Annotated in this window: 23 protein-coding genes; 20 read left to right on the forward strand and 3 right to left on the reverse strand. The window is 38.8% G+C overall.

The annotated features are described in order from the left end of the window. Window positions 1–27 precede the first annotated feature (27 nt). The 14 genes from nrdR to ANG_RS03505 all read left to right on the forward strand — a co-directional run bounded on the left by nrdR (window position 28) and on the right by ANG_RS03505 (window position 14812). Window positions 28–501, forward strand: a complete 474-nt coding sequence (gene nrdR, locus ANG_RS03435; protein WP_003023591.1) for a transcriptional regulator NrdR — start codon at window positions 28–30, stop codon at window positions 499–501. After that, window positions 502–1650 carry a DNA helicase gene (locus tag ANG_RS03440; RefSeq protein WP_025271665.1) on the forward strand — a complete coding sequence of 383 codons (1149 nt, stop codon included), beginning with the start codon at window positions 502–504 and terminating at the stop codon, window positions 1648–1650. After that, complete coding sequence (gene dnaI / locus ANG_RS03445) at window positions 1651–2550, forward strand: primosomal protein DnaI (protein WP_003038648.1); 900 nt, start codon at window positions 1651–1653, stop codon at window positions 2548–2550. Continuing rightward, on the forward strand, window positions 2547–3260 hold the full coding sequence (locus tag ANG_RS03450; RefSeq protein ID WP_003038523.1) for an NADPH-dependent oxidoreductase: 714 nt from the start codon (window positions 2547–2549) through the stop codon (window positions 3258–3260). The genes dnaI and ANG_RS03450 overlap by 4 nt, the downstream gene beginning before the upstream one ends. Window positions 3261–3566: 306 nt before the next feature. Beyond that, window positions 3567–4877 carry a ribosome biogenesis GTPase Der gene (gene der / locus ANG_RS03455; RefSeq protein WP_003038644.1) on the forward strand — a complete coding sequence of 437 codons (1311 nt, stop codon included), beginning with the start codon at window positions 3567–3569 and terminating at the stop codon, window positions 4875–4877. Between the two features lie 113 nt (window positions 4878–4990). Continuing rightward, the gene (locus ANG_RS03460; RefSeq protein WP_025271666.1) at window positions 4991–5305 is read left to right on the forward strand and encodes a hypothetical protein; all 315 of its coding nucleotides are present in this window, start codon (window positions 4991–4993) and stop codon (window positions 5303–5305) included. A gap of 80 nt (window positions 5306–5385) precedes the next feature. Next, entirely contained in the window at window positions 5386–8496 is a 3111-nt protein-coding gene (locus tag ANG_RS03465; protein WP_025271667.1) for a DEAD/DEAH box helicase, read from the forward strand. Window positions 8497–8537: 41 nt separating this feature from the next. Then, a complete protein-coding gene (locus tag ANG_RS03470) occupies window positions 8538–9176 on the forward strand; it encodes a hypothetical protein (protein WP_003038521.1) in 639 nt (212 codons plus the stop codon). A gap of 80 nt (window positions 9177–9256) precedes the next feature. Further along, window positions 9257–10588: a UDP-N-acetylmuramate--L-alanine ligase gene (murC, locus tag ANG_RS03475; protein WP_003038593.1), complete on the forward strand. Its 1332-nt coding sequence runs from the start codon at window positions 9257–9259 to the stop codon at window positions 10586–10588. Beyond that, window positions 10578–11102: a GNAT family N-acetyltransferase gene (locus ANG_RS03480; protein ID WP_025271668.1), complete on the forward strand. Its 525-nt coding sequence runs from the start codon at window positions 10578–10580 to the stop codon at window positions 11100–11102. Before murC ends, ANG_RS03480 begins: the two co-directional genes overlap by 11 nt. Continuing rightward, window positions 11099–11593, forward strand: coding sequence for a GNAT family N-acetyltransferase (locus ANG_RS03485; protein ID WP_003038540.1), 495 nt, complete (start codon window positions 11099–11101; stop codon window positions 11591–11593). The genes ANG_RS03480 and ANG_RS03485 overlap by 4 nt, the downstream gene beginning before the upstream one ends. A gap of 114 nt (window positions 11594–11707) precedes the next feature. Further along, a complete protein-coding gene (gene mltG, locus ANG_RS03490) occupies window positions 11708–13315 on the forward strand; it encodes an endolytic transglycosylase MltG (protein ID WP_003038555.1) in 1608 nt (535 codons plus the stop codon). Between the two features lie 452 nt (window positions 13316–13767). Then, window positions 13768–14250, forward strand: a complete 483-nt coding sequence (gene greA / locus ANG_RS03500; protein WP_025271669.1) for a transcription elongation factor GreA — start codon at window positions 13768–13770, stop codon at window positions 14248–14250. A 97-nt stretch (window positions 14251–14347) separates the two neighbouring features. Beyond that, window positions 14348–14812, forward strand: a complete 465-nt coding sequence (locus ANG_RS03505; RefSeq protein WP_003038620.1) for an 8-oxo-dGTP diphosphatase — start codon at window positions 14348–14350, stop codon at window positions 14810–14812. Window positions 14813–14931: 119 nt separating this feature from the next. Here ANG_RS03505 and ANG_RS03510 read toward each other — a convergent pair whose 3' ends face one another. Further along, window positions 14932–15228, reverse strand: coding sequence for a winged helix-turn-helix transcriptional regulator (locus ANG_RS03510; RefSeq protein ID WP_038677218.1), 297 nt, complete (start codon window positions 15226–15228; stop codon window positions 14932–14934). A gap of 101 nt (window positions 15229–15329) precedes the next feature. Between ANG_RS03510 and ANG_RS03515 the strand changes: the two genes are divergently transcribed. Next, window positions 15330–15944, forward strand: a complete 615-nt coding sequence (locus tag ANG_RS03515; protein WP_038677219.1) for a nitroreductase family protein — start codon at window positions 15330–15332, stop codon at window positions 15942–15944. 475 nt (window positions 15945–16419) lie between these two features. Here the strand turns inward: ANG_RS03515 and yidC are convergent, their stop codons facing one another. Next, on the reverse strand, window positions 16420–17337 hold the full coding sequence (gene yidC / locus ANG_RS03520) for a membrane protein insertase YidC (protein WP_003038573.1): 918 nt from the start codon (window positions 17335–17337) through the stop codon (window positions 16420–16422). A 79-nt stretch (window positions 17338–17416) separates the two neighbouring features. Next, window positions 17417–17695 carry an acylphosphatase gene (locus ANG_RS03525; protein WP_003038610.1) on the reverse strand — a complete coding sequence of 93 codons (279 nt, stop codon included), beginning with the start codon at window positions 17693–17695 and terminating at the stop codon, window positions 17417–17419. Window positions 17696–17726: 31 nt separating this feature from the next. Between ANG_RS03525 and ANG_RS03530 the strand changes: the two genes are divergently transcribed. The 5 genes from ANG_RS03530 (at window position 17727) to ANG_RS03550 (ending at window position 21374) form a co-directional block, all read left to right on the forward strand. Beyond that, window positions 17727–18467, forward strand: a complete 741-nt coding sequence (locus tag ANG_RS03530) for a TrmH family RNA methyltransferase (protein WP_003038623.1) — start codon at window positions 17727–17729, stop codon at window positions 18465–18467. Between the two features lie 45 nt (window positions 18468–18512). After that, complete coding sequence (locus ANG_RS03535) at window positions 18513–19004, forward strand: HDIG domain-containing metalloprotein (protein ID WP_003031612.1); 492 nt, start codon at window positions 18513–18515, stop codon at window positions 19002–19004. Between the two features lie 25 nt (window positions 19005–19029). Then, complete coding sequence (locus ANG_RS03540; RefSeq protein ID WP_025271671.1) at window positions 19030–19713, forward strand: Bax inhibitor-1/YccA family protein; 684 nt, start codon at window positions 19030–19032, stop codon at window positions 19711–19713. A 107-nt stretch (window positions 19714–19820) separates the two neighbouring features. Then, entirely contained in the window at window positions 19821–21071 is a 1251-nt protein-coding gene (locus tag ANG_RS03545) for a diaminopimelate decarboxylase (protein ID WP_025271672.1), read from the forward strand. Window positions 21072–21125: 54 nt separating this feature from the next. Then, window positions 21126–21374 carry a YneF family protein gene (locus tag ANG_RS03550; protein ID WP_003031614.1) on the forward strand — a complete coding sequence of 83 codons (249 nt, stop codon included), beginning with the start codon at window positions 21126–21128 and terminating at the stop codon, window positions 21372–21374. Window positions 21375–21455: the final 81 nt, after the last annotated feature.

The following is a 21455-nucleotide window of genomic DNA, read 5'->3' on the forward strand; positions in this document are numbered from 1 at the left end:
AGTATTAAGAATTCAGGAGGGAAGCAGATGCGTTGTCCTAAGTGTGGTGGTAGTAAATCAAGTGTTATTGACAGTCGACAAGCAGAAGATGGCAACACAATCCGTCGTCGGCGTGAGTGTGATGAATGTCAGTATCGCTTTACGACTTATGAACGTGTAGAAGAACGGACGCTCGTTGTCGTTAAAAAGGATGGCACGCGGGAACAATTTTCAAGAGATAAGATCTTTAATGGAATCATTCGTTCGGCGCAAAAACGTCCTGTTTCTAGTGATGAGATTGAAGCAATTGTTAGCCGAATTGAGCAAAAAGTGCGCAGTAGTAATGAAAATGAGATCGCAAGCGAGTATATCGGTGGTTTGGTTATGGAAGAGTTGGCGGATTTAGATGAAATTACTTATGTTCGTTTTGCTAGTGTTTATCGTAGCTTTAAAGATGTGAGCGAGCTGGAAAGCCTCTTGAAACAGATTACAAAAACAGCGAAAAAGAAAAAGGAACAATAGATGAAACCGAATGATCAATTTTCTTTTGTGAAGAATAATCTGATTAGTCAGGACAGCACCAATTTGATTCGTCTGTATTTGCCAATTTTAGGGTTTCATGCAACCTCTATCTATCAGTATTTTCTTGCTTTTTGGGATAATGGAAAATCATCTTATACTTTTGGGCACATTTTGAATCATCTCAATCTGGGGATGAATGCCTTGCAAAAAAGTTTAGAAATGTTGTCCGCTATGCAGTTAGTAGAGCTTTATCATACGGAGAATCATTTTCAGGTCTATTTGCAGCCCACATTAGCGTCTGGTGAATTTTTAAGCAATCCCGTTTATAGACGCCTGCTAGAAAAGAAGATTGGTGAAGCTGCAGTAGAAGCTTTGTTGCCTAGTCACCCAAGTGGTGAGAAGCAAGATGTGAAGCTGTCAGAGATTTTTCAAGTGGAAGATGCAAAGGTAGAGCCGCAATCAAAACAGAATCATTTTGACTTGGATTACTTTAAACAATTGATGGCGCGAGAAAACTTGCGTTTTGAAAACGAAAAAGAAGATTTGCTGGTACTCTTTGCTATTTCAGAGCAACAAAATTGGACTTGGTATGAGACCTATTTGTTGGCTAAGGAAACGGCTGTCGGTCATGTGATTTCAACCAAGCGAATGAAGCAAAAATTAAATCAAAAGCCTGCTGCAAGTGGATTTTCTAATGCTGAACAAACGATTATTCGAGAGGCTAAGAGTAGGTCAGCCATGCAGTTTTTGGCAGAAATCAAAAAAACAAAGCATGCGACAATCACACGAGGAGAACGTCAGTGTTTGCAAGAATTGGCAAATTTGGGACTGTTAGATGAAGTGATCAATGTGATTTTGCTATTGACTTTTAACAAAGTGGATTCGGCTAATCTCAATGAAAAATACGCTTTGAAAGTAGCAAATGACTTTTCATATCAAGAAGTGTCATCGGCAGAAGAAGCAGTTTTGCGGATTCGTGAACGAAATCAACAACCAAGCAAAAAAGCAAATCAAACGGCTACTTCAAAGAGCAATGTTCCCGACTGGAGCAATCCTGACTATAAGAATGAAACAAGTGCTGAAAAGCAGGCTGAGCTAGAGGAGCAAAAGAGAAAACTTTTAGCGAAATTAGACCAAGGAGGTGACTAGATGGAGAGTGTTGGACAAACGATGGCGCATAGGAAACAAGCTCGTCAATTTGACTATGAAGAGTTGGTGAAACAAATCGTTGCCGATCCAGATGTGGCGGCTTTTATCCAGTCTGAGCGATTGACACCTGCTGAAATCAAACGAAGCATTTCTAAGTTTAATCAGTATATTTCGGAGCGAAACCGTTTCTTGCTAGGTGATAAAGCGTATATTGCCAAAGGCTATAAGCCGATATTGGTGAAGAATGAGGGGTATGCAGACGTTTCTTATGAAGAAACTCCAGAACTAGTCGAAGCGCAGAAACAAGCAACTATCAATGCACGGTTAAATTTAATTAGTCTTCCGGCTAGTCTCAAGGAAGCTAGTTTGGCAAAAGTGGATTTGGACGATGTTGGTCGTTATAAGGCTTTTGAGTTGCTGACGAATTTTGTGGCAGATTATCCAAACTACAAAAAAGCGATTTACCTTTATGGTGATTTTGGTGTGGGAAAAAGTTACATGATGGCAGCCTTAGCACATGATTTGTCGGAAAAACGCAGTGTTTCCACGACCTTGCTTCATTATCCTAGTTTTGTTTTGGATGTAAAGAATGCTATTTCTTCTGGTCTGGTTAAGGAAAAGATTGATGAAGTAAAAGTAGCGCAAGTATTGATTTTGGATGATATCGGTGCGGAGCAATCAAGTCCGTGGATGCGAGATGAGATTTTGCAGGTTATTTTACAGCACCGGATGCAGGAAAATTTGCCAACTTTCTTTACATCGAATTTTAATTTTGTGGATTTGGAACGGCATTTTGCGACATCCAAAAACGGAGATGAAACTTGGCAGGCTCGTCGGGTCATGGAAAGAATAAAATTCTTAGCAGAGGAAGTTCGTCTGGAAGGAGAAAATCGCCGATGAATGAAACGATTGATTTGATGAAAAAGCATACTTCTGTTCGTCGTTTTACAGAGGAGCAAATTTCAGATGAAGATTTGAAAGCGATTATTGACGCTGGTCGAGCAGCCTCCAGCTGGAAGAACTTCCAGTCTTATTCGATTATTGTTGTTCGCAGTCAGAAAAAGAAAGCAGCCTTGTTTGATTTGGTGCCTCAGGATGCTATTCGTCAGTCGTCTGTTTTTCTTCTTTTTATCGGAGACCTCAATCGAGCTGAGAAAGGTGTGCGACTTCACACAGATGCCTTTTACCCACAAGGAGTGGAGAATCTTCTGATTAGTTCTGTTGATGCTAGTCTGGTCGCGCAGAATACTCTTTTGGCGGCTGAAAGCTTGGGATACGGCGGGGTCATTATTGGCTTGATTCGCTATGCTTCTAGGGAAATAGCAGAGCTGTTTAACTTACCAGATTATACGTACCCTATTTTTGGAATGGCTTTGGGAAAGCCGGATCAGCACCATGCTGTTAAACCACGCCTGCCGTATGAAACAGTCGTTTTTGAAGAAAACTATCAAGAACAGGACACGTCTGTTATTCAGGCTTATGATCAGGTTCAGGCAGACTATGCTGGGAAGCGTGCAACAGATACGTGGAGCGAACGGTTGACGAATCAATTTGCTCAAAAGCCCAATCCTGCTAGTCAGAATCTATTACAAGACAAGAAATTATTGTAAAATAAAGGGAGTGAGACAAAAATCGCTCATTTCGAAACAATTCGATTTTGTTGGCTCACCCTGCACAGCTCGAAAGGTTTGGGAAACCTTCCGAGGTTGGAAATAAACTCAAGTAAAGCTTGACATCAAAAGGGTGTAAAAGTTGATTTATCAGCGTATTAGACCCCACTTAGCAGTGTTTTGTTGGCACTAATTGCTTAAAATCAATAGAGTTTCTCCAAACCGCTGCGCCCTGTAATTATAACTACATAAACAAGCGAAGCTGAGCATTTTGTCCCAGCTTCTTGGAACAGAAAGAGGAACACTATGGCTTTACCAACCATTGCCATTGTCGGCCGTCCTAATGTCGGCAAATCAACGCTTTTTAATCGGATTGCCGGGGAGCGGATTTCGATTGTTGAGGATGTTGAAGGAGTAACCAGAGACCGTATTTATGCAACGGCTGAGTGGCTGAATCGCAAGTTTAGCATGATTGATACAGGCGGGATTGATGACGTAGATGCACCTTTTATGGAGCAAATCAAGCACCAAGCAGAGATTGCTATGGAGGAAGCGGATGTCATCGTTTTTGTGGTGTCTGGAAAAGAAGGTATTACAGATGCGGATGAATATGTGGCTCGTATGCTCTACAAGACCCACAAGCCGATTATTCTAGCGGTTAATAAAGTAGATAACCCAGAGATGCGTAGTGAAATTTTTGATTTTTATGCGCTTGGTTTGGGTGACCCTTATCCCGTTTCTTCTGTTCATGGGATTGGCACGGGGGATATCTTAGATGCCATTGTGGAAAATCTCCCCAATGAAGAAGCAGCTGAAAATCCAGACATGATTAAATTCAGCCTCATCGGTCGTCCCAATGTCGGCAAGTCTAGCCTAATCAATGCGATTTTAGGAGAAGACCGTGTGATTGCTAGTCCTGTGGCTGGAACTACTCGTGATGCGATTGATACGGTCTTTACGGACAATGAGGGACAAGAATTTACCATGATTGATACAGCGGGTATGCGTAAGTCAGGTAAGGTCTATGAAAATACAGAGAAGTATTCTGTTATGCGAGCTATGCGAGCCATTGACCGTTCCGATGTTGTGCTCATGGTGCTCAATGCTGAAGAGGGGATTCGCGAGTATGATAAGCGGATTGCTGGTTTTGCTCATGAAGCAGGTAAAGGAATTATTATCGTTGTTAACAAGTGGGATACGCTGGAAAAAGATAACAAGACCATGCAAAATTGGGAAGCCGATATTCGCGACCAATTTCAGTATCTCTCTTATGCACCGATTGTCTTTGTATCAGCTCTGACTAAGCAACGTTTGCATCAATTGCCAGGCATGATTAAGAGAATTAGTCAAAGTCAAAATACTCGCATTCCGTCAGCTGTTCTCAACGACGTCATCATGGATGCCATTGCGATTAATCCGACACCGACCGACAAAGGCAAACGGCTGAAAATCTTCTATGCGACACAAGTTGCGACCAAACCGCCAACCTTTGTTATTTTCGTCAATGAAGAAGAGCTCATGCACTTTTCTTATATGCGCTTCCTAGAAAATCAAATCCGCAAAGCTTTCGTATTTGAAGGGACACCAATTCATCTCATTGCCAGAAAGCGGAAGTAGGGCGGAACTAACTAAACAAGGCTGAACATAAAAATAGTAGAAGTGGTACAGTAGATAACTAGTCTAACGTACTTATGTGAGAAAGAAATATAAATTGGATAAATATTGCTAAAGTGGTGCTCATTGGAATTGCAAGTGCAGCTTATGTGAATATTCATTATGATGATAGAAAGTACAAACCGTTTGGTTTTCGCTATTGGTTATCACTTTTTAGTTTGATAGTTGTAGGAATTGCACATCTTTTCTTGGCTGCTATAACATTGGGCATCATTTGGTTGATGATAACAAAATTCTCTCTACTTTTACTGGGAATTTGGCTCCTTTTAGTATTCTTAGTAATAGGAAATACAATATTGCTAGTCGGTTTTATGAAAGTGTTGATTGCACGCACTAAATGCTATAAAAAGCTCAACGAGGACATTTTCTAAAAGAAAGCGAGGAGAACCTTGCTTTTTTTCTTTATGCTGAAAATATGGTATAATGAATAGATAAAATAAAGGTGGTACTTATGGCAAAATTGATTCCTGGGAAGATTCGGACGGAAGGAATTGCCCTTTACGAAGCAGGGAAAATTGAAATTCTCAAAGTGAAAGATCAGATGATTTACAGCCGAGTGGAAAGTCACAATCTGCGATATAGCTTGGACGACGAAGCCATTTTTTGTGCCTGTGATTTTTTTCAAAAAAAGAAATATTGTGCTCATCTTGCAGGATTAGAATATTTTCTAAAAAATGATCCTGAAGGGAAAGTCGTTTTGGCAAATCTGGAAGAAGAACAGACAACTTCAGAAGAAACTCAAACGAAGGTCTCTTTTGGCAGTCTCTTCTTGGATAAAATCCTCCAGACAGAAGAAGTAGCCGTTCACTATGAACTGTCTGCGGTCGGGCAAGAAGATGATTATACAGGACAATTTTTGTGGACCTTGCGCATCAGTCGTTTACCAGATGAGCGCTCCTATGTTATCCGGGATATTCGTGCTTTTTTAAAGATTGTTGAAAAAGGCGATTATTATCAAATCGGCAAGCACTATTATGAAAAAATGCAATTGGCTGCTTTTGATGAAGCTAGTCAAGAGGTGATCCAGTTTTTACGAGGACTTGTTTCTTATCAGCAAGATCAAGATGCTTCTTTTATCTTTCCAAATGCAGCTAGACATCTTTATTTTCCGTCTAGTCTGTTTGAAGAAGGCGTAAATCGACTCATGAATTTACCACATTTTCGCTTAGAATACAGTCTTTATGACTATGACAAAATCTTTTTCCAAGATTTGCATGCTGAAGTAGGCATCTATGATTTTACAGTAGAGGAAAATTTGGATTATTTTGAACTCACCATTACAGAGCAAAATTATAAAATCTTGTATGGTGGTGACTTTATTTTTTATGGGGATCATTTCTATCAACTGACGGAGCAACAAAAGCGGATGATTCAGGTGATTCGAGAATTGCCTGTGGATACCGATCGCAAAAAACGCCTTCAATTTGATACAAGCGATCAAGCAAAACTAGCTTCAGGACTATTAGAATTTGGCAAAGTCGGCTCTATTCACGCACCGGAAAGTCTGGTGATTCATACGTTCACTCCGCTGTTTGATTTCGAGTTATTGGATACTCAGGAAATTCGTCTCAAAATCCAGTTTGATTATGGAAATCGTGTTGTGGATACTCGTTTTATGTTGGAAGAATTGCCATTTGCCAGCGATTTTCAGTTAGAACAAAGGGTTTTTCAACAAGCTCTATCTGCTGGTTTTGAAGCAGATTTCACAAGCACTCGTCCGCCATTGCAACCACAAGAAATCTACTCCTTTTTCACGGCGACTCTGCCTCATTTTAGGCGCTTGGGAAAGGTATTTGTGGCAGAAAACCTGACAGCCTTGTACCAAGTGGAAAGACCAGCAGTTTCTGTTCAGACAAATGGTGGATTGTTGGATATCGGGTTTGACTTTACAAGTATTGACCAGACAGAAGTAGACGATGCGTTAGAAGCTCTTTTTTCGGCTAATGATTATTTCATTAGTCGCTCTGGCAAGGTGCTCGTTTTTGATGAAGAAACAAAAAGAGTCAGCAAAACCTTACAGGATTTACGAGCTAAAAAAGGAAAAGGGGGTATTTTTCGGACGCAGCGAATTGCTGCTTATCAGCTATCTGAATTGTTTAAAGATCAAGAAAAAGTTAGCTTTTCGGAGGAATTTCGCCATTTAGCCTTTGATTTGACGCATCCAGAGGAATTTGCGCTACCGACGTTAAAAGTGGCAGCAACTTTGCGTGACTACCAAGAGACTGGCGTTAAATGGATGTCTATGCTTTATCGTTACGGATTTGGCGGTATTTTAGCAGATGATATGGGGTTGGGAAAAACCCTTCAAACTATTGCCTTTTTAAGTAGTCAGCTAAAAAAAGAGACCAATGTTTTGATTTTGGCTCCGTCTAGTTTGATTTACAATTGGCTGGATGAGTTTGCGAAATTTGCACCAGAAATGGATGTAGCAGTCATTTATGGATTAAAGCCAGTCAGAGATAACTTGATTGCAGAAGGTCATCAGGTGATGATTACAAGCTATGCTTCTTTCCGTCAAGATGTTGAAGAATATAGTCAATTGAACTTTGATTATCTCTTTTTAGATGAAGCGCAGGTCATGAAAAATGCACAGACCAAGATTGCTCATCATCTACGAAATTTTGAGGTCAAAAATACCTTTGCTCTTTCTGGAACACCGATTGAAAATAACCTCGGCGAATTATGGTCTATTTTTCAAATTGTTTTGCCAGGATTACTACCTAGCAAAAAGAACTTTTTGAAACTGCCTGCAGAAACTGTCGCTCGTTTTATCAAACCATTTGTCATGCGGCGGAAGAAAGAAGATGTCTTGCAAGAATTGCCAGATCTCATCGAAGTGTCTTATCGCAATGAACTGGCAGATAGTCAAAAGGCTATCTACCTAGCGCAGTTAAAACAAATGCAGGAGCGCGTGCTTGCTTCTACAGAGGAAGAACTCAATCGCAGCAAAATGGAAATTTTATCCGGCTTGATGCGTTTGCGCCAAATCTGTGATACCCCAGCGCTCTTTATGGAAGATTATCATGGAGAGAGTGGTAAACTAGAAAGCCTGCTAGAGCTGCTAGAACAGATTCAGACGGGAAACCACCGTGTGCTCATCTTTTCTCAATTCCGAGGCATGCTCGACATTATCGAAAAAGAATTGAAAAAGATGAAAATGGAGATGTTTAAAATTACAGGCTCTACCCCAGCAAAAGATCGCCAAGAGATGACAAATGCTTTCAACAATGGGGAAGGAGACGCTTTTCTAATCTCCCTAAAAGCTGGTGGTGTTGGCTTAAACCTGACAGGTGCAGATACCGTTATTCTAGTTGACCTTTGGTGGAATCCAGCAGTAGAGTCTCAGGCAATTGGTCGAGCTCACCGTATGGGTCAAGAAAGAAATGTAGAAGTCTATCGCCTGATTACGCGAGGTACAATCGAAGAAAAAATTCAAGAGTTGCAGGAAAGCAAGCGCCATCTCGTATCAACTATCCTAGATGGAACAGAATCCCGTAGCAGCCTAACCGTTGCTGAAATACGAGAAATTCTAGGAATTTCTACAGAAACACTTGAAAAATAGCACCAATAGGTTATAATGAGGTGTTGAAAGGAAATGTGCTAATGAAAGAAAAAACTTTTCCATTGATTTCTGATGATGAGATTATGCTATCAGAAATGCCGCGTATGAATCTTTACGATGAAAGCGATCTTATCAGTAATATAAATGGTGACTATGTTGATAAAAATTATTTAGAATGGGAACCAATTGTAAAGAAAATTGCAGACAGTCAAGTAAAAGAAGGAAAAGCTTACCAAGCAACTTCAGCTATTCCGTCTGATGAAGTCGCCAAACCTGCCCCAAAAAGTTATGCAGAATTGGCTAGAGAAGAAGCCAGAGCGGATTTGAAAAAGAAACGTTCAGCAGCTTATTTGACATCGGATTTTACTGCTAAAAAGCGCTCTTATCCTGCTGTTACGAATAGTAACACAGCTATTTCACATCAACCAACAGCATTTTTCCAAAAGGAAAATGGTAGTGAACTGGCAAAATACAGTCGGAATTTGAAACAGGACCAATATATTTTGGCAGATATCAAGACGGTGCCTTCTGTACATCAACCAAATGAATTACCCAAAAAAGCTAAAAATAATTATGACTTTTTAAAAACAAGTCAAATTTACAATAAAAAAGAATTGCAAAGCCAAAGAGAGCGCCGGATAGCGCAAGAGCTAAATTTAACACGGCTGGAAGAAAAATAATCGAACGTTGACAAGAGCAATTATTTTTGTGTGAACTTGGTTTCACTAAATTTAACGCTCTTAGTATTTAAGGAGAAATTATGACAAAAACCTATCATTTTATCGGGATTAAAGGCTCTGGAATGAGTGCCTTAGCATTGATGCTGCATCAAATGGGACATCACGTTCAGGGAAGTGATGTGGAAAAATATTATTTTACACAACGTGGCTTAGAACAAGCAGGGATTAAAATCCTGCCTTTTGACGAAAAAAATCTTCAAGCAGATGTAGAAGTCATTGCAGGAAATGCTTTCCGTCCGAATAATAATATTGAAATTGCCTACGCTGATGCAAATGGAATTTCTTATAAGCGCTACCATGAATTCCTTGGAACCTTCATGCGTGATTTTGTCAGCATGGGAGTGGCAGGTGCACACGGAAAGACATCAACGACGGGTATGTTGGCACACGTTTTGTCAAACATTACGGATACCAGTTATCTGATTGGTGACGGGACGGGGCGCGGCTCTGCAAATGCGAAATACTTTGCATTTGAAGCAGATGAATACGAACGTCATTTTATGCCTTATCATCCCGAATATTCAATTATCACGAATATTGACTTCGACCACCCAGATTATTTCACCAGCTTAGAAGATGTTTTCAATGCTTTTAATGATTATGCTAAGCAAGTTAGCAAAGGGTTATTTGTTTACGGTGAAGACAAAGAATTGCGCCGGGTCACAGCTAACGCTCCTATTTATTACTATGGCTTTAAGGAGGGTAATGACTTTATCGCTCATGATTTACTTCGTTCTACAACGGGTTCTAGCTTTAAAGTCTCTTTCCGTGGCGAAGAATTAGGAGAATTTAAGATTCCTAGCTTTGGTCGTCATAATATTATGAATGCAACAGCAGTTATTGGTTTGTTATACACCGCTGGATTTGATTTGAATTTAGTTCGGGAGCATTTAGTCACTTTTGGTGGTGTGAAACGTCGCTTCACTGAAAAAGTGGTCAATGGGACGACGATTATTGATGATTTTGCGCATCATCCAACTGAAATTATTGCGACTTTGGATGCAGCTCGCCAGAAATATCCAAGTAAAGAAATTGTTGCGATTTTCCAACCACATACTTTTACCAGAACCATTGCACTTTTGGACGAATTTGCCGAAGCCTTGAACCAAGCCGATGCTGTTTATTTGGCGCAAATCTATGGTTCTGCGCGTGAGGTGGATCACGGAGATGTCAAAGTAGAAGATTTAGCTGAAAAAATTATCAAAAAGGCAGAAATTATTACTGTTGACAATGTTTCGCCATTGTTAGAACACCCAAATGCTGTTTATGTTTTCATGGGAGCTGGGGATATTCAGACTTATGAATATTCTTTTGAACGTTTGCTATCCAATTTGACAAGCAATGTCCAGTAATCTAATACCACAAGTCACCCTTCGAGAAGCTTCTTTGGAAGATTGGAAGGCAATCGTTGCGATTGAGGAGGCGAATTTTTCCACAGAAGCAGCTGGTGCAGAAACAATCCAAAAATGGATTGAACAGGGTCAAACGAACTTTTTAATAGCGGAATTAAATGAGAAAATAGCTAGCTACCTTGTAGGGTCAGCCGTTTTTTCACGTCATTTGACAAAGGAAATGATAGACAATTCGTCAAAGTGGCAGCAAGATTCTGATTTTATGACGATTCAGCGCTTATCCAGTCATCCAGATTTTAAAGAGCAGGGACTGGGAACTTTGCTTTTAGCTGCTTGCAAAGAAATAGCTGTTGCACAAAATCAGAAAGGCCTTCAGCTGGTTTGTTCAGATGATTTGATTTCTTACTACGAAATGAATGCTTTCATAAATGAAGGAATTTCTGAAAGGGGAGATAGCCATGCTATTTTACATGAATTCGTTTGGGAAAATCCATATTTTAAGGAGGGAAAATGAAGATTAGACAGGCAAATTTATCAGATTTGGATGCTATTACGACTATTGAATGGGAAAACTTTGGACCAGAAGAAGCTCTGAGTCGAGATATTTTAGAAGCCCATATCCAAAAACTAACAACCAGTTTCTTAGTAGCTGAACGAGACGGTCAGATTTTAGGATACCTTGAAGGACCTGTTCGTCCAGAACGCCATTTAGTAGATCAATCCTTTACTTCTGAGGTAGAAGATTATAGTCATTTGACAGACCATTATATTTCGTTGACCAGTTTATCTATTGCTAAAAATGCTCAAAATATGGGGTTAGGTAGAAGTTTGTTGAATGCAATGAAGGATATTGCTGTTCGCGACCAGCGTTTGGGAATCAACTTAACCTGTCATGATTACTTGGTCACTTACTATGAAAAACATGGTTTTATCAACGAGGGTGTATCCCAATCTACTTATGCAGGTGAAGTTTGGTATGATATGCTTTGGAAAACTCCCAAATAGTGGAGAAAAGAATTGATTATTCTGTAGGATGCTTGAAAGAAAGGCATTCTCTTATTGCTTTTCTTTACCTTTTAAGATATAATAGTAGGGATATTGAACAAGGAGGTCAACTATTTGGCTGAAGATTCACAAGAAAAAGAAGGGCTGAGTTTTAAAGAACAGATTCTGCGCGACTTGGCTAAAGCAAAGGGAACTGAACAACCAAAACCTGTAGAAGAATCTAATGACTTGCAGGAAAAGTTAGGTTTGGGTCAATCTGTGCTTCCTTCTGCACAAGAAGAAGAGAAAGCAACCGCTTCTGAAACGGATATACCAAAAGTTCAAAAAGAAGAAAGTGGCGAACCAGAGCCAGCTCCTTTAGAAAGTCCTCTTCCAACCGTTGAACAAATAGAAGCCGAAGCAGTAGCTAGGGAAGAAGAAAAAGAGTTTAATACTCATACGACGAAAGTCCCTGTTTCTTACCCAACCAATCAAGCGGTTGAAGAAAGTAAAGCTCCGGAAGAATTGGTTCGACCTGTAGTTTACGGAACGGAGCAAGACACAAAGAAACTTTCCCGTTCAAATCGGACTGCTCAAACGATTAACACGAAGAAGCGTCAAAACAAAATCGCCGGAAAAATCGTCAAAACGGTCTTAATTTTACTGCTTTTAGGGATTGGTTTAACTGGTTTCTTTGCTTATCACTATGTTACCTCAGCTTTACAACCAGTTGATGCGAAAAATACAAAGTATGTGACGGTTAAGATTCCGACTGGGTCTAGCACCAAAGCAATTGGAACGGTCTTGGAAAAAGCTGGTTTGATCAAAAATGCTCAGATTTTTAGCTATTATGCTAAGTTTAATAACTATGCAGATTTCCAATCGGGTTATTACAATCTGCAAAAGAGCATGAGTTTGGATACGATTGCTAAAAAGCTACAGCAAGGTGGAACGGATACTCCGCAGGATCCCTCAATTGGAAAATTGACCATTCCAGAAGGATATACGATTGACCAAATTGCAAAAACGATTGCGAAGTTGAAGAAAAATAAATTGTCTTCGGATACGTTCTTAAAGAAAGTGCAAGATGATAATTTTATCACTCAGGAAGCTACAAAATATCCAAACTTATTAGGCAATTTAGCTAAAAAAGAGAGCGGTGTTAAGTATCGCTTAGAAGGCTATCTTTTCCCTGCTACTTACAATGTGACCGACAGCACAACTGCTGAAACGCTCATTGACCAAATGTTAGCAGCAATGGATAAAACCATGTCGCAATATTATGATGTTTTAGCTTCAAAGAACTTGACTGTGCACGATGTTTTGACAATTGCGTCCTTGGTTGAAAAAGAAGGTTCAACAGATCAAGATCGAAAAAACATCGCAAGTGTCTTTTACAATCGTTTAAATCAAAATATGCCTTTGCAAAGCAATATTGCAATTTTGTATGCTCAAGGAAAGCTTGGTCAAAAGACAACCTTAGCAGAAGACGCTGCGATTGATACTAATATTGATTCGCCTTACAATGTTTATAAAAATACCGGTTTAATGCCTGGTCCTGTAGACAATCCTAGTCTTTCTGCTATTGAAGCGACTGTCAATCCAGCCAAAACGGATTATCTTTACTTCGTAGCTAATACAGAAACAGGAAATGTTTATTTCGCAAATACCTATGAAGAACATGAAAAAAATGTTCAAGAACATGTTAATAGTAAATTGACACAATCAAGTAGTTCAAATTAAAAAAGCGGGACAAAATCGTAACTTTTAAAACTTGATTTTGTTCTACTTCTGATCAATGATGTATAAGTCTAAAAAGATTGCTACAAGTGTATTTTAGACTAGATGAAGAATGCACCTTGCAAAGCAAGCGAATATTAAAAAGAAGCTGGGACGAAAGTCTCCAGCTTCAAAGTATAAAGTATATAGTTATAATAAACCAACGGCGCAGCTACTGATTGCTCAAAGCATTGCTTTGAGGTGGCGGATAGAACTTGTAAAGCAAATCTCAAAGTTGTTTGCTTTTGAAGCTCGGAAGAACACTTTTGACAAAAACTTTGTTTTCTTTATCCACCACCTCAACAGTCTCCCAGACTGTTGAGCAACCCTGCGGGGGTGAGACTAGGAACTAAAATTTTCAAGATGAGTTCTGTCCCACTCCCTCTTTATTTTAAAAATAGAAAGAAGAAAAAACAATGGCAGAAAAAACTTATCCCATGACCCTTGAAGAAAAGGAAAAACTTGAAAAAGAATTAGAAGAATTAAAACTAGTTCGCCGTCCAGAAGTGGTAGAACGTATTAAAATAGCTCGTTCTTATGGTGACTTATCAGAAAATAGTGAGTATGAAGCAGCCAAAGATGAGCAGGCTTTTGTTGAAGGACAAATCTCAAGTCTGGAAACTAAGATTCGTTACGCTGAAATTGTAAATAGCGATGCAGTGGCACAAGATGAAATTGCTATCGGTAAGACCGTTACGATTCAAGAAGTTGGTGAAACGGATGAAGAAGTCTATATGATTGTGGGTGCAGCAGGAGCAGATGCTTTTGCTGGAAAGGTTTCTAATGAAAGTCCTATTGGACAAGCTCTAATTGGCAAGAAAACAGGCGATACTGCTACAGTTGAAACACCTGTGGGCAGTTATGATGTAAAAATCCTAAAAGTCGAAAAAACAGCTTAAAAAATAAAGGATTGGGATAGGTTGATGGCTGCGATAGCAACTATGAAACCTGTCCCAAATTCTTATCTATTTGATACAAAGTTTAGAGGAGAAAAATATGTCCCGTAAATCTCAAGTAATTTTAACTAATATGTGTCTGATTGAAGACGATCAGAATCGCATTGTCATGCAGATTCGTGACCCCAAGATGTATTCTTGGTCAGGAGCAGCTTTACCTGGTGGACATATAGAAGAAAAGGAGAGCCTCCACCAAGCAGTTGTGCGTGAAATTTATGAAGAAACGGGACTAACAATCCATCATCCTAGACTGGTTGGTATGAAACATTGGTACACGGCAGAAGGCATTCGTTATCTGGTCTTTCTTTATCGCACAAATGAATTTTCAGGACATCTCCGCTCATCAGAAGAAGGTGAAGTTAAGTGGGTGGCGCGTGAAGAGTTGGACACTCTCGAATTGGCTTATGATTTAAAAAATTTGCTACGTATTTTTGATGATAAATCGTTGTCAGAATTGTTTTATAGTGAACGCTTAGAAAATGATTTTGTTCGTGAATTTTGGTAAGTTTATTTTGAAATGAGAATATTCTGTCGTTCAAGTTGATATTTGAAGTTTACTGTTTTATCGGAACACGAAATATTCCTACATGTAATTATTTGAATCATTTTATAAATTTTTTTGCCCTAATCGTTGATTTGTAGTAGTAATATTAGCAAATCTTGTCCTTTATCAGTCAGAGAATACTGGGTGTGGAGCGGCCATGTTTTAAAGTCTTCTCTAGCGATAAGCTTGTGTTGCATTAGGTCGTCTAAAGAGCGAATTAGCATAGTTTTTGTGATGCCTTCTACTTCACGTTGTAATTGGTTAAAACGTATCGGTTCGTGCTTCGAGATGCTCCAAAAGATCTGGAGTTTCCATTTTCCTGAAAGAGCATCCATGACGCTAGTTAAACCGCAGTTCCAATTTGGTTTTGTTTGCACAGTCTTTCTCCTTTTAAGTAGGTCACAAAAAAGTGCCTACTGTTTTTTTCTCGTTAACTCTATTATAATAAAGCTATCTTAATAAAACAAGGAGGCTTATAATGAATAACTATTTACACTTTTTAGATGAGCGTGTATCCGTTCGGCAGTTTGATCCTGATGCCATTTTATCAAACGATCTTATCAAGGAAATGCTAAAGCATGCTAGCTATGCTCCATCCAGCAACAATTTCCAACCTTGGCGCGTTGTGGTTGTTAAAAACAAGAAAAAGCAAAAAGAGCTAAAGAGACTATCAGCTCACCAACCACAAGTTGAGACAGCTTCAGCGGTATTTCTTCTGTTTGGGGATAAAGAGTCCTATAATTTAGAGAGATGGCAGGCTTTTCATTTGAAAAAAGGAGTCATTACAGAGGATAATGCGGCTGAACGCACTAATAGAATTCGTCAGTATTTTGCTCTTCACCCTGAAGACAAGGAGATTGAGGGATTGCGATTGGATGTTGGTCTATTTGCTATGAATCTCATGCAGGTGGTGCGAGCTTTTGGCTATGATAGCGTACCTATGTGGGGTGTTGATTTTGAGGCAATAAAAACTTATCTCAAAGTACCGAATGATTGGGAACCAATTTTGATGCTGCCAGTGGGAAAGGCCTTGCAGGCGGGTTATCCACATGTGAGAAAGTCTGTTGAAGAATTTGCCGAAATCATTGAATAGAATAATGTTGTGAGTAATAAAAACATAATATACTATTCAAAGATGACTAACTCAAATATGTGTAAGGCTAGCTTTTGGATTTGTCCAGTCGCTTTATAGATGATAATGCTACAAGATTATTTAATTTCATTATCTTGCAATAATAAATAGATAAAGAGATATGATATCGATAATTGAGAGTATAGGTAATTTAGTTAAGAGTGAAAAAATATTTAGCAAGTTCGACCTATTTACGATAACCTTACAAATTTATTCCATTGAATTAATAAAATGAAATTCCAATACTTCTAATTTATTTCTTTCAATATAGAGACAAATTACTTTTTCAAGTAATCAAGCTTGCTCAATGTTTAAAAATAGCAACGGAACTCTAACTAAAGTATTCATTATTATTGTAAAAAGAAAAACTGAAGAAAAGTCCCTGAAACAGACTTTTCTTCAGTTTAAGCTGGAATGATTGTTCCAGCTCTTTTGTTTATCTTGAACGTTGTTTTCCAGCGTTACGATTTTTCTTTTTATTTTGTTTTCTATTTTCAATAACGGCCTGTGCTTGAGGTATCACATCTTTTTTACGACCAGAATTTTTAATGGCTTTAGGTGGATTATTTTTGTATTCTTCAGCTACGCGTTTTCTGAGCTGAGGACGGATGTAATGATTGATAATCAATTGTTGGATAATCATGATGAAACCACCGACTACCCAGTAAAGTGTAACACCTGCTGGAGCTGTGAACGAGAAGATGACAATCATGAGCGGACTCATATACATCATTTTCTTCATTTGCTCTTTTTGAACCTCATCAACGCCGACAAGGGTCAAAGCAGATTGAATGAAATACAGAATTCCGACGATAATGGTGAGAAGAATGCTGGCTTTTCCGAGTGGAATTCCTAGGAATACACTCTTAGCTACTCCTTCAGTATATTGAGCAGAGAAGTAAAGGGCAGAGAAAAATGGCAATTGAATCAGGAGAGGAAGACATCCGATACCTCCGAGCATATTGACACCATTTTCTTTTTGAGCAGCCATGAGTGCTTGCTGAGCAGCCAGTTTTTCTTCTTGTGTTTCCGCATTCTTCATGCGTTCTTGGATAGGCTCAAAAATAGGCTTCAAGTAATTCATCTTTTCTGATTGATAAGTTGATTTCCAAGACTGATAGAGTCCAAGTGGAAGGATAATCAGGCGCACAATCAAGGTAACGATGATAATGGCCATACCAAAACCAAGTCCCATATTATTAGCAAAATACTGAATGGCAAGGCTCATTGGTCTTCCGATAATATCCCAGACAAATCCAGCAGGCTTACCATCTTTTACTTGCACACATCCTGAGAGGAGCAGAAGCATAGATAACCCTAATCCTGAGAATAAGATACGATTTAATTTTTTCACGTGTTTGTTTCCTTTTTCTAAAAAATAATACCTTTCTATTCTACTGTTTTTTTCCTAAATATACAATAGTTCTTGGGACCTAATTTGCAATTTTAAAATCTGAATAGGAATCAAAATTAGCCATTGTGACATCTAAATAGCTGACTTTTGAAAATGGCGTTGGTCCTTTGCGGATTTCTTGGATAAATTTTGCCATGAGTGCAGGATTCTTCGCTTGTGCTAAAATCTCTACAGTTCCGTCTTCATTATTCCAAACGCGCCCTGTGATACCGCCGATTTCTGTGGCAAGTGTGTAAACACCCCAACGAAAGCCGACACCTTGCACGCGACCTTGTGCGATCATTCTTACTTTTTGCATGTGAGCCTCCTTTTTGTGATATAATAGTTCTATGAATATTATAACCTCAAAAGCTAATAATGTGGTAAAAAATACTAAAAAATTACTTCAAAAAAAATATCGGAAAGACTCATACTTAATTGAGGGCTGGCATTTATTTGAAGAAGCAGTCAATGCACAAGCTAACATTCAGCATATTTTTGTTTTAGAAGAATTTGTCGACAGAGTGCAGGATTTTCCTCAAGTTCATGTAGTGACAGCAGAAATTTTGGCGGATTTGGCTGATTCCAAAACACCGCAGGGCATCGTGGCAGAAATTGCTTTTGAAAAACAGATGCTTCCTTCCGTTCTCAAAGGGAAATATCTTTTTTTAGAAGATGTGCAAGATCCGGGGAATGTGGGCACGATTATCCGAACAGCTGATGCGGCTGGTTATGACGGGGTGTTTATTTCGCAGCATTCAGCAGATATTTACAATCTGAAAACTCTACGCTCCATGCAAGGCAGTCACTTTCATTTGCCTATTTACCGAGTAAAAACAGCAGATTTTCTTGACCTTGCTAAACAGGCACAATTGCCGATATTGGCAACAACGCTTTCAAAAGATTCGATGGATTATCGGAAGTTAGCACCACTGTCGAATTTTGCTCTTGTGTTGGGAAATGAAGGACAGGGCATTAGTTCTGAAATGGCAGAAGCAGCTGATTACCTCATTCATATTTCGATGAAAGGACAAGCTGAGAGTTTAAATGTCGCCGTGGCAGCAGGTATTCTCATCTTTGCTTTAAGCTAAAATTTAGAAATATATTTATAATTAGAAGCACATGGAGGTGGTTCTATGCTTTATAAAGAAGACAAAGAGTATATGGAGCATGTTGGACAATTGATTGCTCAACCACGCGTCCAGAAATTAAAAACCATAACACACCATATTTATTCCAATCGCTTGGAGCATTCGATTCATGTTAGTTATACGAGCTATAAAATTGCTAAAAAATTAGGTTGGGATGCAAAAAGTACCGCGCGTGGTGGTCTTCTGCACGATATGTTTTACTACGATTGGCGGGAAACGAAATTTAATAAAAGCCATGCTTGGGTACACCCTCGTTTAGCAGTACGAAATGCACGGAAAGTAACCAATTTAAATAAAGTAGAAGAAGACATCATTATCAAACACATGTGGGGTGCAACAGTAGCACCACCACGGTATAAAGAAGGCTATATTGTCACTATGGTGGATAAATACTGGGCAATCAAGGAAGCCATGGCGCCAGTTCGGAAAAGAATGGCTAAAAGAAGACTTTTCCATCGAAAAATGTTAAAATCGTAACATATCATAATAAAGGAGAGAGCTTATGAACAATACAGTTATTCAAGAAAATAGTGGTATCAATAGTTTTTATGCAAAAGTATACTCTTTAGTTGGAATGGGGATTGGTATTTCTGCTCTTGTATCAGCACTAATGCTGACCATCTTTCAAGATGTGATTTTGTCTGTCATGACAGGAAATACTTGGATTTTTTACTTAGCAATTTTTGCTGAGCTGATCCTTGTCTGGGTAGCTTCGGGCATGTCTGCTAAAAACAATCCAGCTGCATTGCCAACTTTTCTAGTTTATTCGGCTTTAAATGGTTTTACGATTAGTTTAGTGTTGGCTCTTTACACACAAGCAACAGTTTTAGCAGCCTTTGTTACTTCTTCTGCAATGTTTTTTGCGATGGCACTGATTGGCAAATTTACTAAGAAGGATTTGTCTGGTCTAGGCAGAGCTTTTATTGCAGGGTTAATTGGAATTATCATCGCTAGTTTGGTGAATATTTTCCTTAAAAATTCTGGACTGGATTTCATCATTAGTATTATTAGTGTGATTATCTTTTCTGGTTTGATTGCTTGGGATAATCAACGAATCCGCTATGTCTATGAGCAATCGGGAGGAAATGTAGCAGCTGGTTGGGCAGTTTCATTGGCCTTGAGCTTGTATCTTGATTTTATCAATTTATTCCTAAGTATTCTTCGTATTTTTGGAAGAGATAATTAAACGTAAGAATATCAGAAGTTGGACTGGTTCCAGCTTCTTTTTTTATGGCTATGGCTTCTTCTTTTATGATATAATAAAGCAAATGAAAAGAAAGTATGAGACTTGCTATGAAAGAACCATTTCTTAGTCGCGAAAAGTTAGCTGAAATCACTGCTCAATTTCCAACTCCATTTCATTTGTATGATGAGAAAGGAATTAGTGAGACAGCTCGTGCGCTTCAGAAAGCCTTTTCTTGGAATCAAGGATTTAAAGAGTATTTTGCAGTGAAGGCAACTCCGAATCCAACTATTTTGAAAATCTTGAAAGAAGAAGGCTGTGGAGTAGATTGTGCCAGCTATGTAGAACTTTTGATGAGCCAAAAAGTAGGTTTTTCAGGAAATGACATGATGTTTTCGTCCAATGACACGCCTGCAAAAGAAATGCAATTTGCGCGTGAATTGGGAGCTACTATCAATCTTGATGCTTATGAAGATGTTGCATTTTTACAGGAAGTGGCGAGCATTCCAGAAATCATTTCTTGCCGCTATAACCCAGGCGGTGTATTTGAGTTGGGAACAGATATTATGGATTCTCCAGAAGAAGCCAAATTCGGGATGACCAAAGAACAACTCATCCAAGCATTTAAAGATTTAAAAAATTTGGGCGTTAAAAAATTTGGGATTCATGCCTTATTAGCTTCTAATACTGTTATGAATCATTATTATCCTGAATTAGCCCATCAGCTATTTGAATTAGCCGTTGAGGTCGTAGCTGAGACCAATGTGGATCTGGATTTTATCAATCTTTCAGGCGGAGTAGGCGTTCCTTATCGTCCAGAAGAAAAAGCAAATGACATTTTAGCGATTGGACAAGGAGTTCGTCGAGTTTATGAGGAAATTTTAACACCTGCAGGCTTAGGAAAGGTTAAAATTTTTACGGAACTGGGACGTTTTATGCTGGCCCCTCATGGATTGTTGGTGACGAAAGTATTGCATAAAAAGAAAACTTATCGCACTTACATTGGTGTAGATGCTTCAGCAGTAAACCTGCTGCGCCCTGCTATGTATGGCGCTTATCACCATATTACAAATATAGACCATCCAGACGGACAGACAGAAATAGTAGATGTGGTCGGCAGTCTTTGCGAAAACAATGATAAATTTGCCATTCAGCGCGAACTGCCGATTACCAATATTGGAGATACCTTGGTGATTCACGATACAGGAGCACATGGTTTTTCAATGGGCTATCAGTACAATGCTAAACTTCGTTCAGCTGAAATTTTACTGGAAGAAGACGGCGGTGTACGAATGATTCGGCGTGCTGAAATACCAGAGGATTACTTCGCAACTTTGTATGGCTTTGATTTTGAAAAATAGACAATTTTTGATATAATAAGAAAATGTAAAAAGGGAAAAGAGGATTACATATTTATGAATTTACTATTAGCTATTTTGTTGATTATTGTGGCTTTTTTTGGTGGCATGCTCGCTGGAATGTATCTAGTTCGCAAACAAATTGAAAAAGAATTTGCAGACAATCCACGTTTGAATATTGATGCGGTTCGTACAATGCTATCTGCAAATGGACAAAAACCAAATGAAGCAAAGGTACAACAAGTGTATCGTCAAATTAAAAATCAACAAAAAGCAGCACTTGAAAATGCTAAAAAGAAAAAATAAGCTGTTAAAACAGTATAAAATTTGATTTTTAAAGAGATAAATGAATGGGGATTTGGGACTTGCACCCAGTCCCTTCTTTAG

The organism is Streptococcus anginosus subsp. whileyi MAS624 (assembly GCF_000478925.1).
GTDB classification, from domain to species: Bacteria; Bacillota; Bacilli; order Lactobacillales; family Streptococcaceae; genus Streptococcus; species Streptococcus whileyi.

Excerpts from the sequence above, each read along its gene's own strand:
- nrdR (WP_003023591.1), top strand. The coding sequence starts at position 28 with ATGCGTTGTCCTAAGTGTGGTGGTAGTAAATCAAGTGTTATTGACAGT.
- ANG_RS03440 (WP_025271665.1), top strand. The coding sequence starts at position 502 with ATGAAACCGAATGATCAATTTTCTTTTGTGAAGAATAATCTGATTAGT.
- dnaI (WP_003038648.1), top strand. The coding sequence starts at position 1,651 with ATGGAGAGTGTTGGACAAACGATGGCGCATAGGAAACAAGCTCGTCAA.
- ANG_RS03450 (WP_003038523.1), top strand. The coding sequence starts at position 2,547 with ATGAATGAAACGATTGATTTGATGAAAAAGCATACTTCTGTTCGTCGT.
- der (WP_003038644.1), top strand. The coding sequence starts at position 3,567 with ATGGCTTTACCAACCATTGCCATTGTCGGCCGTCCTAATGTCGGCAAA.
- ANG_RS03465 (WP_025271667.1), top strand. The coding sequence starts at position 5,386 with ATGGCAAAATTGATTCCTGGGAAGATTCGGACGGAAGGAATTGCCCTT.
- ANG_RS03470 (WP_003038521.1), top strand. The coding sequence starts at position 8,538 with ATGAAAGAAAAAACTTTTCCATTGATTTCTGATGATGAGATTATGCTA.
- murC (WP_003038593.1), top strand. The coding sequence starts at position 9,257 with ATGACAAAAACCTATCATTTTATCGGGATTAAAGGCTCTGGAATGAGT.
- ANG_RS03480 (WP_025271668.1), top strand. The coding sequence starts at position 10,578 with ATGTCCAGTAATCTAATACCACAAGTCACCCTTCGAGAAGCTTCTTTG.
- ANG_RS03485 (WP_003038540.1), top strand. The coding sequence starts at position 11,099 with ATGAAGATTAGACAGGCAAATTTATCAGATTTGGATGCTATTACGACT.
- greA (WP_025271669.1), top strand. The coding sequence starts at position 13,768 with ATGGCAGAAAAAACTTATCCCATGACCCTTGAAGAAAAGGAAAAACTT.
- ANG_RS03505 (WP_003038620.1), top strand. The coding sequence starts at position 14,348 with ATGTCCCGTAAATCTCAAGTAATTTTAACTAATATGTGTCTGATTGAA.
- ANG_RS03515 (WP_038677219.1), top strand. The coding sequence starts at position 15,330 with ATGAATAACTATTTACACTTTTTAGATGAGCGTGTATCCGTTCGGCAG.
- ANG_RS03525 (WP_003038610.1), bottom strand. The coding sequence starts at position 17,695 with ATGCAAAAAGTAAGAATGATCGCACAAGGTCGCGTGCAAGGTGTCGGC.
- ANG_RS03530 (WP_003038623.1), top strand. The coding sequence starts at position 17,727 with ATGAATATTATAACCTCAAAAGCTAATAATGTGGTAAAAAATACTAAA.
- ANG_RS03535 (WP_003031612.1), top strand. The coding sequence starts at position 18,513 with ATGCTTTATAAAGAAGACAAAGAGTATATGGAGCATGTTGGACAATTG.
- ANG_RS03540 (WP_025271671.1), top strand. The coding sequence starts at position 19,030 with ATGAACAATACAGTTATTCAAGAAAATAGTGGTATCAATAGTTTTTAT.
- ANG_RS03545 (WP_025271672.1), top strand. The coding sequence starts at position 19,821 with ATGAAAGAACCATTTCTTAGTCGCGAAAAGTTAGCTGAAATCACTGCT.
- ANG_RS03550 (WP_003031614.1), top strand. The coding sequence starts at position 21,126 with ATGAATTTACTATTAGCTATTTTGTTGATTATTGTGGCTTTTTTTGGT.